Annotated in this window: 13 protein-coding genes and 1 pseudogene; 2 read left to right on the top strand and 12 right to left on the bottom strand. The window is 68.4% G+C overall.

Annotated elements, in window-relative coordinates:
• Positions 1–7: 7 nt before the first annotated feature.
• The 3 genes and pseudogenes from DCY11_RS07485 to cobS all read right to left on the bottom strand — a co-directional run bounded on the left by DCY11_RS07485 (position 8) and on the right by cobS (position 3,204).
• Entirely contained in the window at positions 8–1,948 is a 1,941-nt protein-coding gene (locus DCY11_RS07485; protein ID WP_159079867.1) for a glutamate ligase domain-containing protein, read from the bottom strand.
• Between the two features lie 80 nt (positions 1,949–2,028).
• The gene (locus DCY11_RS07480) at positions 2,029–2,310 is read right to left on the bottom strand and encodes a hypothetical protein (RefSeq protein ID WP_159079866.1); all 282 of its coding nucleotides are present in this window, start codon (positions 2,308–2,310) and stop codon (positions 2,029–2,031) included.
• A gap of 145 nt (positions 2,311–2,455) precedes the next feature.
• Positions 2,456–3,204 (bottom strand): annotated as a pseudogene (cobS, locus tag DCY11_RS07475) (adenosylcobinamide-GDP ribazoletransferase).
• 52 nt (positions 3,205–3,256) lie between these two features.
• Between cobS and cobT the strand changes: the two are divergent.
• Entirely contained in the window at positions 3,257–4,276 is a 1,020-nt protein-coding gene (gene cobT / locus DCY11_RS07470; RefSeq protein WP_108682358.1) for a nicotinate-nucleotide--dimethylbenzimidazole phosphoribosyltransferase, read from the top strand.
• On the opposite strand, the gene DCY11_RS07465 is transcribed toward cobT, so the two are convergent.
• The 4 genes from DCY11_RS07465 to cbiE are packed head-to-tail and all read right to left on the bottom strand — an operon-like array spanning position 4,277 to position 7,975.
• Positions 4,277–5,590, bottom strand: coding sequence for a cobyrinate a,c-diamide synthase (locus DCY11_RS07465; protein WP_108682356.1), 1,314 nt, complete (start codon positions 5,588–5,590; stop codon positions 4,277–4,279).
• A complete protein-coding gene (gene cobM, locus DCY11_RS07460) occupies positions 5,587–6,348 on the bottom strand; it encodes a precorrin-4 C(11)-methyltransferase (protein ID WP_108682354.1) in 762 nt (253 codons plus the stop codon). The genes DCY11_RS07465 and cobM overlap by 4 nt, the downstream gene beginning before the upstream one ends.
• Positions 6,345–6,731 carry a cobalamin biosynthesis protein gene (locus tag DCY11_RS07455; RefSeq protein WP_108682352.1) on the bottom strand — a complete coding sequence of 129 codons (387 nt, stop codon included), beginning with the start codon at positions 6,729–6,731 and terminating at the stop codon, positions 6,345–6,347. Before DCY11_RS07455 ends, cobM begins: the two co-directional genes overlap by 4 nt.
• Positions 6,728–7,975: a precorrin-6y C5,15-methyltransferase (decarboxylating) subunit CbiE gene (cbiE, locus tag DCY11_RS07450; RefSeq protein WP_108682350.1), complete on the bottom strand. Its 1,248-nt coding sequence runs from the start codon at positions 7,973–7,975 to the stop codon at positions 6,728–6,730. The genes DCY11_RS07455 and cbiE overlap by 4 nt, the downstream gene beginning before the upstream one ends.
• Here cbiE and DCY11_RS07445 point away from each other — a divergent pair.
• On the top strand, positions 7,974–8,735 hold the full coding sequence (locus DCY11_RS07445; RefSeq protein WP_108682348.1) for a cobalt-precorrin-6A reductase: 762 nt from the start codon (positions 7,974–7,976) through the stop codon (positions 8,733–8,735). The genes cbiE and DCY11_RS07445 overlap by 2 nt on opposite strands.
• Here the strand turns inward: DCY11_RS07445 and DCY11_RS07440 are convergent.
• From DCY11_RS07440 to cobN, 5 genes are read right to left on the bottom strand one after another with little or no spacing between them, the layout of a single operon-like run.
• A complete protein-coding gene (locus DCY11_RS07440) occupies positions 8,699–9,463 on the bottom strand; it encodes a precorrin-3B C(17)-methyltransferase (protein WP_108682346.1) in 765 nt (254 codons plus the stop codon). The genes DCY11_RS07445 and DCY11_RS07440 overlap by 37 nt on opposite strands.
• Complete coding sequence (locus DCY11_RS07435; protein ID WP_108682344.1) at positions 9,460–10,191, bottom strand: precorrin-2 C(20)-methyltransferase; 732 nt, start codon at positions 10,189–10,191, stop codon at positions 9,460–9,462. Before DCY11_RS07435 ends, DCY11_RS07440 begins: the two co-directional genes overlap by 4 nt.
• A 10-nt stretch (positions 10,192–10,201) precedes the next feature.
• Entirely contained in the window at positions 10,202–10,834 is a 633-nt protein-coding gene (locus tag DCY11_RS07430; RefSeq protein WP_108682342.1) for a precorrin-8X methylmutase, read from the bottom strand.
• Positions 10,827–12,104, bottom strand: a complete 1,278-nt coding sequence (gene cobG / locus DCY11_RS07425) for a precorrin-3B synthase (protein ID WP_159079865.1) — start codon at positions 12,102–12,104, stop codon at positions 10,827–10,829. Before cobG ends, DCY11_RS07430 begins: the two co-directional genes overlap by 8 nt.
• Positions 12,101–15,439, bottom strand: coding sequence for a cobaltochelatase subunit CobN (cobN, locus tag DCY11_RS07420; RefSeq protein ID WP_108682338.1), 3,339 nt, complete (start codon positions 15,437–15,439; stop codon positions 12,101–12,103). The genes cobG and cobN overlap by 4 nt, the downstream gene beginning before the upstream one ends.
• Positions 15,440–15,450 lie beyond the last annotated feature (11 nt).

The raw sequence follows: 15,450 nt of genomic DNA, 5'->3' as shown, positions 1-15,450 counted from the left end.
GGGAACGCTAGGCTCTCTCGATCGCACCTAGAATGTCACGTGCGAAAGCCGTGAGCGATGGATCGCGGGCGCCCATGACAAGAACGACGTCGCCTTCGCGCGCCTCGTTCGCGATCGCCTCGATCAGCCAGTCTCGCGAAGGCGCGAATGCAGCCTGCGTCCCTGCGCCAGCGATCTCGGCCACGATGTCCGCGGCCGAGAAGTCACGCGTGGCCGTGCCGCCCGCGTAGAACACTTCGAGCATGAAGAGCTGGTCGTCCGGGGCGAGTTCGCCCGAGAACGTGCGCACGAAGTCCCGCCACAGGAAGCGCGTCGGCCCGTAGCCGTGCGGCTGGTAGATCGCGAGCACGCGGCGTCCGCGCAGTTTCGCTGTCCGGATCGCGGCGGCGATCTTCTCCGCGTTGTGGGCGAAGTCGTCCACGACCTCAATTCCGTTCATGCGGCCGATCGTTTGGAACCGCCGCCCGATGCCCGAGAAGCCCGCAAGCGGCTCCGCCATCCCTTCCAGCGGCAGACCCGCGGCGCGGCAAGCCGCGATGGCGGCAAGCGCGTTGGTCACGTTGTGCAGCCCGGGAACGGGAATCGCGAACGAGATGCCCTCCACCTCGAAGCGCGCGCCGTCGGCGCTGTGCTCCACGTTGACCGCGCGAATGTCCGCCCGCTCGCTGAGGCCGAAGCGGATCGCGCCGCCAGAAAACGCGTCGAGGTTCGCATCGTCGCCTACGACGAGGGTTTCGCGGGTCCGCGCGCGCAGCGTGGCGAACATGGCCGCCACCTCCTCCATCTCTTTGTGGTCGCGTTGCAGGTTGAGGATGATGCCGATCGACGGCGCGTAGCGGACGAGGGAACCGTCGCTCTCATCCGCCTCGACCACGAGGAGGTCGGAGGCACCGGCGAAGGCATTGCCGATCAGTCCCTCGGCTTGCAGCGCCGGCAGGTCGCCGCCGGTGATGACGGACGGATCGGCGCCAATCCCACGCAGGATCTCGAACGTCATGCCCGTGACGGTCGACTTCCCGCTCGTACCCGTCACCGCGATGGATCGGTAGGCGCCGACGAAATGGGCGAGCATCTCGGAGCGGTGCACGATCGGCACACCACGGGTTTTCGCCGCGGCGAAATCGGGCACCGTTTCTTCCACCGCCGTCGACACCACGAGCGCGGCGCAGTCTTCCCCGATCCCGCTGCCGTCTTGGGCGAACACGCCGATACCCAACGCTTCGAATTGGGCGCGAACAGCCGCGCGCTCACCCTGGTCGAAAGCGCGGTCGCTGCCGCTCACGCGTCCGCCCTTCATCGCCTGAAACTGGGCGAGGGCGCTCATGCCGGAGCCGCCGAGACCCGCATAATGAAAACGGCCCGACGACAGATCGGGGATTTCGCGGCTCTCCGACGGCGCGATCAGAATGAGGTCGCCCTCCTGGGCCGCGTCGAACAGGGCGGTGACATCGGTGTTGCTCATGCGGACACAGCCGCACGAGGCCGGGCGCCCGATGTGCTCCTCGTGGTTGGAGCCGTGGATGTAGATGTAGCGCTCAAGGGAGTCGCAGCCCGGCCCGCGGTTCACGCCGCCCTCGAGGCCATCCAGGGTCAGGATCCGTGTGAGGATGAGATCGGACTCGCAAGTCTCGCCCTGCCAGCGTTCGCCGGTCGGTTCGCGGGAGGAGAACACCGTGCCCGCCTCTGCGCCGGCGCCGATCTTCCGGTCGATGCGGTGCCAGCCCGGCGGCGTCTTGAAAGAGTTCTCTTCGCCGCCGATCCCTTTAAGCGCCGTGGAGACCGGCCAAGATCCCACAGCCGCGCCGTTCTCGATCAGCGTCGCCGTCTGGCGCTCGACGTCGACGACGAAGAGCCGGCCGGGAAGGACCGTAGGCGCGCCGGGGCGGGCGCGGGCAGCCTCGAAAAGCGCAAGGGCGCGGGTGGTTATGGCGGAAACAGGCGGCGTCACGCGGCGCACTCTGCCACAAGGGCACGGCGCCGTGTCACTCTTTTATTGCAGCCCCGTGCAACGCAGCCCTGTGAATCGGGTCAGCGCCCGGAACTGAACAGCGGTCCGCCGTACGGATAGTAGAACTTCCAATAGCGGTATTGGTAGGGGCGCCAATAGCGCTTGCATTGCCAGCCGCACTTGCGCGCGCTGCGCCGCACGGTCTTACGCTTGCGTTTGGCGACCGTCGTCACCATCGCTCCGGCGTCCTCGGCGATCGTGTGGGCCGCGGTGCTGGACAGCGGCACGGGCGCCGCGCGTGCGGGCGTAGCGGCAAGCCAAGCTGCACCAACCATAACGAGGGCTGCAATCGCAATTCGCATGGGACAGAACTCCTTCTGGCCGGATGCATCTCGTGGCCGCTCTCAAGCAACGACGTGCACACCATACCACGGCAGTCTTTCGACCGTCTTACGCGGGTCTTAGCGATTTGGTTACCCTGACGGCTCCAGCGACCCGATCTTCGCCTCAGGGCAGCGCGGCCGCCGTGAGCAGGATCAAGACTTCGCCGGCTTGTTCGGCCGTGCCCAGAACATCGCCTGTCTGCCCGCCGATTTTCCGGATCGCCATCCGTGCAAGCAAAACAAGCGCCACCGCGACCAGGACAGCCGAGACAAGGGTCGCGCCGAACCCGAGGCACACGAGCATCACGACAATGCCGAGGGCGAGGGCGCCGGCCGCCACGTTCGCGCTGGGCTGGCCCGCGCCCGCCGACAATCCGTCCTCCCGGGCCCGCGGAACGGCCCGCATGAAAAGCGGCAACGCCCCCTTGCCCCCGCATGGGCGGCGATCAGTGCGAGAATGGCCGGGCCCGCACCGGCGGCGGCAAGGCTCGACAAAGCGCCGACGCGCAACAGGAAGGACACGATGAGGGCGATGACGCCATAGGTGCCGATCCGGCTGTCGCGCAGGATCTCCAGCACCCGCGCGCGCTCGTGGCCGCCGCCGAACCCATCGGCCGTGTCGGCCAGCCCGTCCTCATGAAGGCATCCCGTCGCCAGCGCCGTGGCGGCAACGGCCAGCGTCGCCGTCACGAAGGGCGGCAGATTGAGCGCCAACGCCACGTAGAGCACCACGCCGCCGATCAAACCGACGACGGCACCGGCGATTGGGAACGTCCAGGCGGCGTCGGCCAGCCGGGCGTCCGCCGGCGCCGTGACAGGCAGCCGCGTGCAAAAGGCTAGGCCCGCCCGGAGGTCCGTGGTAATGCCGCCCATAGAGTTGAATTCCCCCGTCTTTCCAGACTTACTTTTGCGACCCTACGCTGAAATGTCCCGATTTTCTTCTCTCAAACAGTTGCGCGCCGCCTGTCTCGACCTGCCAGCGCCTGATCAATCCGCCGCGGACGCTGCCGCCGCGCGCGAAGCCCAGCTGACCAAACCGCCGGGCTCGCTTGGGCGGCTGGAAGAGCTGACGGCTTGGCTCGCGGCCTGGCAGGGGCGCAATCCGCCCGCCTTGGAGAAGTGCGAAATTCTGATCTTCGCCGGCAATCATGGCGTGGCGGCCCAAGGCGTCTCGGCCTATCCGCCCGAAGTCACGGTGCAGATGGTGGCCAACTTCGCCGCCGGCGGCGCGGCCATCAATCAGCTCGCCCGCGTCAATGGGGCAGCTTTGCGCGTGACGCCGCTCGATCTCGACCGGCCGACCGCCGATTTCACCGAAGCCCCTGCCATGAGCGAGGACGAGTTTCTGGACGCCGTGGGGACCGGTTACGACCAGGTGCCCGACGGCGCGGATCTGATCATCCTGGGCGAGATGGGCATCAGCAACACCACCGCCGCCGCCGCGCTTTCCGGCGCGCTTTTCGGCGGTGGCGCCCGCTTCATCAGCACCGGCACCGGTGTCGGCAAGGACGGCTTCGGCCGCAAGCGTGCCGTGATCCAGCAGGCCCTGCTCTGCCATTCCGATGTTTTGGGCGATCCCTTGTGCGCGGCGGCTGCCGTCGGGGGACGGGAGCTTGCCGCCATGATGGGCGCGTGTCTTGCCGCCCGTCACAAGCGCGTACCGGTGCTGATCGACGGTATGGTGAGTTCGTCGGCGGTGGCGCCGCTCAAAGCTTTAAGGGCCGACGCCCTCGATCACGCGCGGGTCGGGCACAAATCGGCGGATGCCGGACACGAATTGCTCTTGCGCGAACTCGGTATGACACCGCTTCTCGATCTCGGCATGCGGCTTGGCGAAGGCACGGGCGCCAGCGTGGCGCTGCTGATCCTCCGCGCAGCGCTCGCGTGTCACACGGGCATGGCCACCTTCGACGAAGCTCAGGTCTCGGGGAAGGCCGCGTCCTAGCTACGCAGCTGCGATCGCGTGGAAGAAGGTGCCGGTGACGGTGCCGCGCCGTCCGCCTGAAGAGCCGATCGGTGTTCCTTCGCCGTCGGCGAGCGCGGCCAACGGGGCATCGTCTCCCGGTTCGATCACGCGGGCATAATGATATTCGTGGCCGCGCACACGCGCGCCGATGCCCCCGAGCACCGACGGCTCTAGCAGCTTCGCTTCGCGATAGCCGAGATGCATCTTTCGATCCGCAAAGCTCGTGGCGTGGCTCAAAAGTCCGGTCATGGCGTGGCGGACACCGTCCGCGTCCACCAGCCCCTTACCCAGAACCATGTACCCGCCGCACTCCCCGTGCACGGGCCGCGTCTCGGCAAAGGCCGCGAGCTTGCACGTGAAGCCGCTAGCGGCGGCGATCCGGCCCGCATGCAGTTCTGGGTAACCGCCCGGAAGCCAGCACGAATCGCAACCGGGATCCGGTCCTTCGTCCGCCAGCGGCGAGAACGGCACGAGGGTCGCGCCTTGGTCCCGCCAGCCCTGAACGAGATGCGGATAGAGGAACGTGAAGGCCGCGTCCTGCGCCACCGCGATGCGCATGCCAGGCGGGGCCAGGCGGCCCGAAACCGCGTCGCTTTGCAGGAGAGGTGGCCGCGCGAGGGCGAGGACCGCATCGACATCGAGATGTGCCTCCGCCAGCGCGGCCAAGGCCGCAAACCTGTCGTCCAGATCGTCATGCTCGCCGGCCTGGACGAGACCCAGATGCCGTTCCGGCAAGGTCACGGTCTTGTCGCGCGGGAGCATGCCGAGAATCGGGATGCGCAACGCCTCGATCGCGCGTGACACCAACTTTGCGTGCCGCTCACTTGCCACGCGATTGAGCACCACGCCGGCAATCTGCACGGCCGGGTCATGGGTGGCGAAACCCCTGAGAAGCGCGGCTGCGGATTGGGCCTGCGACGTGACGTCGATCACCAAGACAACCGGCAGCCCGAAACGGGCCGCAAGATCGGCAGTCGCACCGGTGCGGCCGGCTGCGCCAGCGATTCCGTCGAACAGGCCCATGACCCCTTCCACCACGACGATATCGGCCTCGCTCGTGGCCCCGCTCATGAGGGCGTTCAACAGTCCCGGCGGCATGGCCCAGCTGTCGAGATTGACGCTGCCGTGGCCGGTAGCCCGCTCGTGGAAGGCGGGGTCGATATAGTCCGGTCCCGCCTTGGCCGCATGCACCGCCAAGCCACGGCGCTTGAGGGCGGCCAGCAGCGCCAGCGTCAGCGTAGTCTTACCGGCGCCCGATTTGTGGGCAGCGACGACGAGCCCCCCGCCGCTCATGCAGGGCCTCCCCGGTAGCGGCGACGATAGTCCGGATCGTAGAGGGCGCTCTCTCTGAAGTCGGAGGCGGCGAGCGCCGGGCCTACCAGGATCATCGCCGTGCGCTCGATGGGGTTGGCCTCGAGCTGCGGGCAAAGCGTGGCCAGTGTCCCGCGCAGGATAGTTTCATTCGCGTGGCTAGCATGGGCGACGATGGCGGCGGGGCAGTCCGCGCCATAGTACGGCAGCAGGGTCTCGACGATGGCGGGAAGCGCGTGAATGGCCAGATGAATGGCGAGCGTCGCGCCGGTGGCGGCGAAGGCTTCGAGGCTCTCGCCGTCCGGCATCTTCGAGGCTCGGCCGGACACGCGCGTCAGCACCACGCTCTGCGCAACTTCCGGGACCGTCAATTCGCACCGGAGCGCGGCGGCCGCGGCGGCGAAAGCCGGAACGCCCGGCGTCAGCGTATAGGGAATGCCGCGCGCATCGAGCCGGCGCATCTGCTCGGCCACGGCGCTGTAGACCGATAGATCCCCCGAATGGAGCCGCGCCACGTCGTGTCCTTGGTCGTGTGCTGCCACGTATTCGGCCTCGATCTCGTCGAGCGACATCGGCGCGGTGTTCACGATGCGCGCGTCCGCAGGGCAGTAGGCGAGTAGCTCCTCAGAGACGATCGATCCGGCATAGAGGCAGACCGGGCAACGCGCGATGAGATCGCGGCCGCGCACCGTGATGAGGTCCGCGGCGCCGGGTCCCGCCCCTATGAAGTGAACGGTCACGTCTTCGGGGCGGTGCCCGCGATGGCGCAGGTCACGGGCCCGACGATCGTGCGGGGGCCGAACAGGGCGGACTCGGGTCCGGCTGCGGCGAGCGCTGCGGCTTCGGCGACGGACGGTACGCCGAACATCTCCTTGACCCTCGGCGAGAAGGACTGGGTGCGCGGGCCCGCCGCTTCCAGAGCCGCAGGCTTGATGAGGATGAGTTCGAGGCCGCACGCGGCGGCGGCATCGACGAGGCCCGGCTCGCTGCCCTTGCCGTCCGACGTGGCGAGCGACGTCAACGCCGCGCGCGTCTGTCCCGTCTCCGCGAGGGCCGCCTCGATAGCCGCGTCGATCTCCTGAGCCGTGGCGCCTTTGCGGCAGCCGATTCCAGCGACAATCATACTTTCTCCCAGGTCCATTGCGTCACGGGCATTGCCGTACGCCAGCCGGTCTTTCCACCAACGGCGTCCGCGCGCGAGATGGCCACGCGGGTCAACGTTCCGCCCCGCGCGGCATGCCTCGCGATGAGTTCCGATTCCGTCTCGAGCGTCACCGCGTTGGCCACAAGACGGCCGCCGGGCTTCAGCGCATTGAGACATGTGTCGAGCACGCCATCGCCACTGCCACCGCCTCCGACGAAGATCGCGTCGGGTGTCGGCAAATCGGCAAGCGCTTCCGGCGCGCGGGCCTGTCTCACATCGAGATGTGGCACGCCGAAGGCAGCGGCATTGCGTTCGGCGCGCGCGGCACGCGCTTCGTCCGCCTCGATAGCGATCGCCTGAAGCGAGGCGTCCGCGAGCAGCCACTCGATCCCGATCGACCCGGAGCCGGCACCGACATCCCACAGGAGTTCGCCATGCCGGGGGGCCAGCGAGGAGAGGGTCAAAGCCCGGACCTCGCGCTTGGTGATCTGGCCGTCATGCTCGAACAGGTCGTCGCTTAGACCGGGCGTATAGCTAAGGACGCGCGCGCCTGGCTCGGCCGCCACGTCGATGGCGACGGTGTTGAGCGCGGCGACATCGGTCAGGTCGAAACTTTGGGCCTCCGCTGCCCGCACGCGCTCGCGCGGGCCGCCCAACGCTTCCAGCACGGTCATACGCGATGGGCCGAAGCCAGCTTCAGCGAGGAGTTGCGCCAAGGCCGCCGGGCCTTCGGCATCCGACGTCAGGGCAAGGAGCTTCGCGCCTGGATGCAAATGCGGCCGAATGCGGTCGAGCGCACGGCCATGCACGGAGACGATCGTCGCCTCCTGAAGCGGCCAGCCCATCCGCGCGGCGGCAAGGCTGAAGGAAGACGGCGCCGGCACCACCCATGTCTCGTCGGCCGCGATATGGACCGCGAGCGTCGCGCCCACGCCATAGAAGAAGGGATCGCCGGAGGCGAGGACGCAGACCCGGCGTCCCCGCAAGGCCACCACCTGCCCCGGCGCCAAGGAGAAGGGCGAGGGCCAGGGCTTGGCCTCGCCGCGAATGAGCGGCGCGGCAAGCGCGAGGTGGCGCACGCCCCCGAACACGATTTCCGCGTTCTCGATGAGGTCGCGGGCCCCGCGGCCAAGGCCGTCGATCCCATCCTCGCCGATACCAACGATGGACAGCCACCGCTGCAATGGGGCAGGCTCCGCCGCAAACGGACTAGGACCGGACATGAACATCCTCATTCTCGGAGGCACCACGGAGTCGCGTAAGCTCGCCGGGGCACTTGATGCGCGCGGCGATGTCGAGGTCACGTTGTCGCTGGCAGGCAGCACGGCCGCGCCCCGCGCCCAAGGTGTGCCGACACGCGTTGGCGGGTTTGGCGGCGCCGAAGGTCTTGCTGGTTTCATCCAAGCGGAAAACATCGGCATGCTGATCGATGCGACCCACCCCTACGCGGATCGAATCTCGGCAAACGCGGAACTGGCGGCGGAGAAGACCGGCGTCTCGTTCCTGGCGCTGCGGCGTGCGCCTTGGGTCGCCGTTCCGGGAGATCGCTGGATCGAGGTCGCGACGGTCGCCGAGGCCGCTGCCGCATTGGGACCCGACCCTGTGCGCGTGTTTCTCGCCCTTGGCCGCAAGGACATCGCGCCATTCGAGAGCGCGCCGCAGCACACCTATCTCGTGCGTAGCGTCGATCCCATCGATCCGCCGCTCGCGGTTCCCAATGCGGAATACGTGACGGCGCGCGGGCCGTTCAGCGAAGCGGACGACCGGGGCTTGCTCGAGCAGCACGGAATCGAGGTCGTCGTGTCCAAGAACAGCGGGGGCGAGGCCAGCTACGGCAAGATCGCGGCGGCGCGGGCGCTCCACCTTCCCGTCGTGATGATCCGGCGCCCGGACCTGCCCGAGGCGCCGTCGGTTGCCACCGTCAGCGAGGCTCTCGCATGGTGCGATCATGCGCTCACCGTGGCGGCCATGCGCGGCGTGTAGACGAGCGGCGGCTGCCCGTCGCGGGCGATCACGCGGGTCTCCGGCGAGCCGACGATGATGAGCGTCGCCATGTCCGCGGGCGTCTCGGCCGCCTTGTCCAGCGTGGTCACGGTCACGGCTTCGTCGGCGCGCCCGACGGCGCGCCCGAATACCACGGGCGTCTCCGGCGCAAGATGACGCCCGAGACGTTCGAAGGCCTGGCCGAGCTGCCAGGGTCGGGCCGTGGAGATCGGATTGTAGAACGCGATCACGAAACCGCCCGTGGCGGCCGCATCGAGGCGCCGTTCGATCAGGTCCCAGGGCTTGAGATTGTCCGACAGCGAGATGGCGCAGAAATCGTGTCCTAGCGGCGCACCGGCACGGGCGGCGACGGCGAGCATGGCGGTCACGCCCGGGAGGATGCGCAGGTCGAGTGCACGCCAAGCCTCCGGTCCGTCCTCGATCTCCCCGCAGACGGCCGCGGCCATGGCGAACACGCCGGGATCGCCGCCCGAGACCATGGCTACATGGGCGCCTTCCGCCGCGTGAGCGAGCGCGGCCTGCGCGCGGTTGCCTTCGACGCGATTGCCGGATGGATTGCGGGCCTGTCCCTCGCGCATGGGAACGCGGTCGAGATAAGGGCCGTAGCCGTAAAGCGCCTCGGCGCTTGCAAGCGCCTCCCGCGCCTCAGGGGTGAGGAAGCGGTCGTCGCCGGGACCGAGCCCGACAACGGTCAAGCGTCCGCTCATCGGCGCTCCTCCCAGCCGGGCACGAGGACGATAGCGAAATAGGGCGCCGTTACGTCCAACTTGTCGGTGAGCTTCATCACGGCCGAGTTCGTCATCGTGCCGCGCTCCACATAGATCGCCCGGTCGAGGCATCCGGCCCGTTCGCAGGCGCGGCGGATCTTGGCCAGGTGCCGCCCGATCTTCATCACCACGGCGGCGTCGCTGTCGGCCAGCCGCCGTTCGAGTTCCACTTCGGGCAAGGTCCCCGGCAGCACGGTGAAGATATCGTCGCCCTGGGTGATGGGTGTGGCAGCGGACGACCAGCAGCCCGACATGCCGGTGACGCCGGGGATCACCTCCGTCGGGTAGTGCTGGCTCAGCCGCACATGGATATGCATGTAGGAGCCGTAGAACAGCGGATCGCCTTCGGACAGGACGGCCACGTCCCGCCCGTCGTCGAGATAGGAAGCAACCGCCGCCGCGGAGACGTCGTAGAAGTCCGCGATGGCGTCGCGGTAGGCGGTGTGCGCCTTGGGGATCTCGGTGGTAACCGGATAGAGCAGCGGCAACTCCTCGGCGCCGTTCAAATGGCCTTCCACAATCCGCCGCGCATTACTCTTATTGCCAGCCTTCGCGAAATAGGCGACCACGTCCGCCGACTGAAGCGCCTTCAACGCCTTCACCGTCAGAAGCTCCGGATCGCCGGGCCCGACGCCCACGCCGATCAAACGGCCGGTCATGCGGCTCATACACTCATCCTCATATGCCTTCGCGCGCGAGCGCATTCAGCGCCGCCGCCGTCATGGCGCTGCCGCCCATGCGGCCGCGCACGATAAGCCAGGGGACGCCGTGCGACCGCGCCGCCAAGGCGTCCTTTGATTCGGCCGCGCCGACAAATCCGACCGGCACGCCGAGAATGGCGGCGGGCTTGGGTCCGCCCGCCTCGATCATCTCCAGCAGATGGAACAGCGCCGTCGGTGCATTGCCGATGGCGACCACCGCCCCCTCGAGCCGATCGCGCCACAGCTCGAGCGCCGCCGCCGAACGGGTCGTGCCGAGTTGCTTAGCGATCTCGGGCGTGCGCTCGTCCCGCAAGGTACAGATCACGTCGTTGTCGGCGGGCAGCCGCGCCCGCGTGACGCCATGGGCCACCATCTGCGCATCGCAAAAGATTGGCGCCCCGTTCCGCAGCGCCTCGCGCGCGGCGGGCACGAAGTCGTCGGAGAACTCGAAGAACTCGGCCGCATCCACACGGCCGCACGCATGGATCATGCGCACGGCGATGTCGGCTTGCTCGGGCGTGAAGCGCGATAGGTCGGACTCTTCGCGGATGATCGCGAACGAACGCTCGTAAATCGCCGTGCCGTCGCGAATGTAGTCGTAGTCAAGCATTCTCGTTCTCCGCGGCGACCCGGCGCACAATCTGCTCGATCAGGTCATCCGTATACACATCATTTGTCGGCACATTACGAACGGAATCGCCGTCGATGATGCGTGCACCTTGCTCGGCGCCCATTATCGTCAGCGGCGCCGGTCTTGGATAGGCGCAGCCCTTGCTGCAACCGGAAATGTGAAGCGCGAACGTGCCTTGCGGCAGACGTTCGGCGATGCGCGCTGCGAGTTCGCGTGACGGGATATGCCCCGACCTGCAGGCGGGTGCGCCCGCGCAGGCGGCAATGCGCCGCCGCGGGTCGCGGGAATCGACGATGAAACCGAGCGTGTCGGCGGCCGTCCCGAGCGCGAAGGCCGTCATCTCACCGATGGGGCCGAGAAGGAGCGTCCGCTGGGGCGCCAGCGCCACCCAGTCCGCACCGTTGGCGCCGGCAATGCGGGCAAGCGCGATGAGGTCGAGCGCCTGAGCCTGGCCGAAAGGAAGCGCCACGCCGATCGCGCAGGCGCTGCCCGCCAGGCGGTGGAGGCCGATAGTTTCGGCGGTCCGCGCAGCAGACCGCGTGGGGGCCGTGTCGAGATGATCCCCCGCTGCACGCAGGAACCGTTCAGTGCCCTCGTGCGCGACGACATCGCGCGCCCGTGCTTTGGCGCCGCTTGCCGCCAAGGCCGCGAGCAGATTGACGGCAACCGTGCCCGCACGCTCCGGCTGCGAGACGCCAAGCGGCGTAGCGGTATCGCCGTCGCCTCCAAGGCTGACCGAAACCTTCGGTGCGGATGATGAATCCGTCAGCACCAGGCGAACGTCAGCCGCCAATCCATCGAGCGAGATGGGCCCGCCATCATCCACGACAACAGACACTTTCGGTGCGAGCCGGAGAGCGCGCTCCGCGATCCCGTTGCGGATTTCAGAGGCGAGGTCTTGAGCGTTGAAGCCGGCCCGAGGGTGCGCGGGTAGCGGCGACCCGACCACGGGGACATGATCGTCGAACGGGATGTCGAGCGCCTCGACCGCAGCTGCGAAGCGCGGCGCGGAATTATCCGACAGCCCCCGCACCTGCAGACTGCCCCGGGCCGTGATCTCCATGAGCCCGTTGCCATGGGTCCGTGCGGCCGCGCAAAGGGCGGCGAAGCCCTCGATCGGCACCGGCCCCGACAAAACCATCCGCGCAAGCAGGCCGTCACCCGTTTCCATGGGCTCGGACAGGCGGGGGCATGCGCCTCGCGGGCGTCGAGTCCCCCTGTCGTCGCTGTGATGCTGCTCCGCGCTCATTGCGCTGCCTCCGAGACGCCCAACAGGTCGTCTGTCAAAAGATCGTTCCGCTTCGGATGCCATAACCCCTTGCGGTGTGCATCGTCGAGGCGTTCGGCGATGGCGCGGGCGGCCGGCAGGTTTTCGCGGATCAGGAAATCCCGCACGTTGGGGTCCGCAAGATAGGCCCCGTGGATTGCATCGAACAAGCTATCGGAAACCGCATCCGTGATCTCGGCGAAGTCCGCGAGCCGGTCAACCGTCTCCGCCAGCTCCGCCGCGCCGCGCGCGCCGTGGCGCATCATGCCTTCGATGAAGGACGGGCTGATCGCGCGCGCCCTGACGATGCGGGCCAAGGCCTGCGGCAGCGGACGGGCTCTGGGTGCGTCCGGGTTGGTCGTATCGAGCACGACGAGATCGGGACTGGCGCCGAGTGCGCGCGCGGCGGCTGCAAATCCGCCGACATGGGCGACGTCTTCGGCGCCTTCGAGGATGTCCCGCGTCGGGTCGTCGCTCACATGCACAAGGAGGTCGGCTGCCGCCACTCGGTCGGCGAAGGCGCCGCGCCGGGCGGTGCCCATGCCCTCGGCGCCGCCATAGACGTGCGATGTGGCGGCGAGGTAGGCCGCGCTCAAGGCGTCGTCCGAGACGCTCTCGGCCCTCTCGGATCCGAGCAAGTCTTCGATTCCCGCGCCATACGCTCCTGGGGCATTGCCGAAGATGCGCGCAGGCGCGGTGTTGCCTTCGCGAGCGGCCGCAGCGGCCAGCGGGTTCTCGTCTGCATCTTCGTCCCGCGCTGCCACGAGTTTGACGGCGGCGTCCAGAAGGGCGATCTGCGCCGGAAAGAGGTCGCGGAACAGGCCGGAGATGCGGAAGGTGACGTCGACACGCGGCCGTCCCATTGCTGCGGGCGGCAAGACCTCGACGCCGGTGACGCGGCCGGTGGCGGGATCCCACACCGGCCGGCAACCCATGAGAGCAAGGCCTTGTGCGATCTCCTCGCCGCCTGTCCGCAAAGTGGAGCTGCCCCAGAGGTCGATCACGAGCGAGCGGGGCATCTCGCCGTGGTCTTGCATATACCCCCGAACGATCTCGCCGGCCGCCCGCGTTCCGAGCTCCATGGCGGTGTGGGTGGGCAGCACGCGCGGATCGGCCGTGTACAGATTGCGCCCGGTCGGCAGCACGTCGCGGCGTCCACGGGCCGGCGCACCGGCAGGTCCCGGCTTCACGCGCTTACCGTCGAGCGCATCGAGCAGCGCGGCGCGCTCCGTCCCCGCGCAAGCGAGCCAGTGGGAATCGTCCGTATGCGCATCGCGCCCGAAGACGTGCAGCCCGTCCTTGACGGCAAGATCCTTCAGATCGCACAGCCAGGTGTCGATCTTGCGCAAGGCCTCCTGCTCGCACTCACCCTGAGCGAGACCCGCCTCGGCGGCGAGGCCCGTCTCTTTCGCCTTGTCCACGATGAGGAGAGCGAGTCGGTCGCGACGCCGCGTGTCGAGCCCGTCGGCAATCGCGTACTCGTCGACGAGTTGCTCCAGCTCGAGCGCCGCGCCGGACATCTCCGTGCCCGTGAGCGGCGGTGGCAGGTGGCCGATGGTCACGGCCGCGACGCGCCGCTTGGCCTGCGCCGCTTCGCCAGGATTGGAGACGATGAAGGGATAGAACACAGGCAAGGCGCCGAGCACCGCTTCGGGGAAGCAGGATGCGGTCAGCGCGACCGCGTGCCCCGGCAGCCACTCCAGCGTGCCGTGCGCGCCGAGATGCAGAACCGCGTTGGCGCCGATCTCGTGCTGCAGCCAGAGCCCGAAGGCGAGCAGTGCATGGCGGGGTGGCAGCACCGGATCGTGATAGTCCGCGCGCCGCTCCGTGGTCTTGCCCCGGTCGGGCGGAAGCGCGGCGACGACATTGCCGAACCGGGCCGCCTTGAAGCGGAAGGCGCCGTCGCGAAAATCGGGATCCTCTTCCGGCGCACCCCAGGCCTCGCGCATGGTCGTGACCACGGATTCCGGCAGCGCTGCGAGAAGGCGCTCGTAGTCTTCGAGGGTCAGGCTCAAGCCGGCAGCCGGGTCGGTCAGGCGGGCCAGAAGGGCGCGGGAGTCCTCCGGAACATTTTCAACCGTGTATCCAGCGTCCCTGAGATCCGATAGGCAGGCCAGCACGCTCGCGGGCACGTCAAGCCCCACCGCATAGGCGGCCCGTCCGCCCGCGCCGGGGTAGTCCGGCAGTACGATCGCCAGCTTGCGGTCCGCGCGCGGCGTTTGCCGGAGGCGGGCGAGCTTGGCGATCTTGTCGGCGACGGCCTCGACGCGATCGGGTTCGGGCTTGCTGACGAAGCCTTCGAAGCCGAGCGCGTCATCTCTGTCGCGCTTGTCCTTGAAGCCGAGCGTGCCGACGAGGACACGCCCGTCGAGCTCCGGCAGCACCACATGCATAGAAAGGTCCGACGGTCCAAGCCCGCGCGGGTTGGAGGCCCAAGCCTCGCGCCGCGTATTGGCGACGATCGCTTGTAGAACCGGCGCGTCGCATCCGTCGAACACACCATCACCGGCGGCAAAGGCTGTCGTCGTCACGATCACCGAAGGGTCGAGCCGTTCGAAGGCGTCCCGCACGAAGGCGATCGCGTCCGGCGCTTTGAGACTGGGGACGAAGAGCGGGATGGGATTGAGGCCGCGTGCTTCCAGTGCGCCGCAGAGTGCATCGATCGGCCCGGTGTCGGCGGCCAGCAACGAGGCGCGATAGAAAAGAATCGGAACAACGGCTCCTCGCTCTGCGCCCAGCGGGCGCAGGGCATCGAGATCGGACACGCCTGCGCCGGGCCGGTAGGCGCCCATGCGCGGGAAGGTCTGCGGGGCCGGCGCCTCGATCGCTGCGCCGCCAAGATGGGCCAGGCGCCGCAACAGCGCGCGCAGGTTCGCAACTCCGCCCTCGCGGAAATAGGCCAGAAGAGTCTGCAGCTCGGCTGCGTCCAGTGTCGACTGCTCGAACAGGCGCGGGTCGTCGCGGTCCTCGCCCGGCAGGATGGCGAGGGCGATGCCGCGCTCGCGGGCGATCGTAGACAACCTGTCGACGCCGTAGCGCCACCAGTCGAGCCCGCCCAACAGCCGAACCACGATCACCTTGGCGTGCTGGGCGACCGTCTCGATCCACAGATCGGTGGACATGGGATGGCGCAGGTCACGCAAATGCGCGAGCCGCACGGACGGCACCTGTTCGCGCTCGTGCGCATACGCGGCCGCAAGCCCCGAGAGGTCGCTGTCCGTAAAAGACAAGACCGCGATATCGCCGGGCGTCTGGCCCAGGTCGATCGGCTCGGCGATGTCGTCGAGCGTCGCGCTGCTTGTCTGCAGGAGGTGCATGCGAGGGTCCT

Source organism: Methyloceanibacter sp. wino2, from assembly GCF_003071365.1.
Lineage (GTDB): Bacteria > Pseudomonadota > Alphaproteobacteria > Rhizobiales > Methyloligellaceae > Methyloceanibacter.
The sequence above is the reverse complement of the archived record's forward strand: the minus strand, read 5'-3'. Positions and strand labels throughout refer to the sequence as shown.

What these genes read in the sequence shown, in the direction of transcription:
- DCY11_RS07430 (WP_108682342.1), bottom strand. Translation starts at nt 10,834, where the DNA reads ATGCTTGACTACGACTACATTCGCGACGGCACGGCGATTTACGAGCGT.
- DCY11_RS07480 (WP_159079866.1), bottom strand. Translation starts at nt 2,310, where the DNA reads ATGCGAATTGCGATTGCAGCCCTCGTTATGGTTGGTGCAGCTTGGCTT.
- cobT (WP_108682358.1), top strand. Translation starts at nt 3,257, where the DNA reads ATGTCCCGATTTTCTTCTCTCAAACAGTTGCGCGCCGCCTGTCTCGAC.
- cobN (WP_108682338.1), bottom strand. Translation starts at nt 15,439, where the DNA reads ATGCACCTCCTGCAGACAAGCAGCGCGACGCTCGACGACATCGCCGAG.
- cbiE (WP_108682350.1), bottom strand. Translation starts at nt 7,975, where the DNA reads ATGTCCGGTCCTAGTCCGTTTGCGGCGGAGCCTGCCCCATTGCAGCGG.
- DCY11_RS07445 (WP_108682348.1), top strand. Translation starts at nt 7,974, where the DNA reads ATGAACATCCTCATTCTCGGAGGCACCACGGAGTCGCGTAAGCTCGCC.
- DCY11_RS07435 (WP_108682344.1), bottom strand. Translation starts at nt 10,191, where the DNA reads ATGAGCCGCATGACCGGCCGTTTGATCGGCGTGGGCGTCGGGCCCGGC.
- DCY11_RS07465 (WP_108682356.1), bottom strand. Translation starts at nt 5,590, where the DNA reads ATGAGCGGCGGGGGGCTCGTCGTCGCTGCCCACAAATCGGGCGCCGGT.
- DCY11_RS07440 (WP_108682346.1), bottom strand. Translation starts at nt 9,463, where the DNA reads ATGAGCGGACGCTTGACCGTTGTCGGGCTCGGTCCCGGCGACGACCGC.
- cobG (WP_159079865.1), bottom strand. Translation starts at nt 12,104, where the DNA reads ATGAGCGCGGAGCAGCATCACAGCGACGACAGGGGGACTCGACGCCCG.
- DCY11_RS07455 (WP_108682352.1), bottom strand. Translation starts at nt 6,731, where the DNA reads ATGATTGTCGCTGGAATCGGCTGCCGCAAAGGCGCCACGGCTCAGGAG.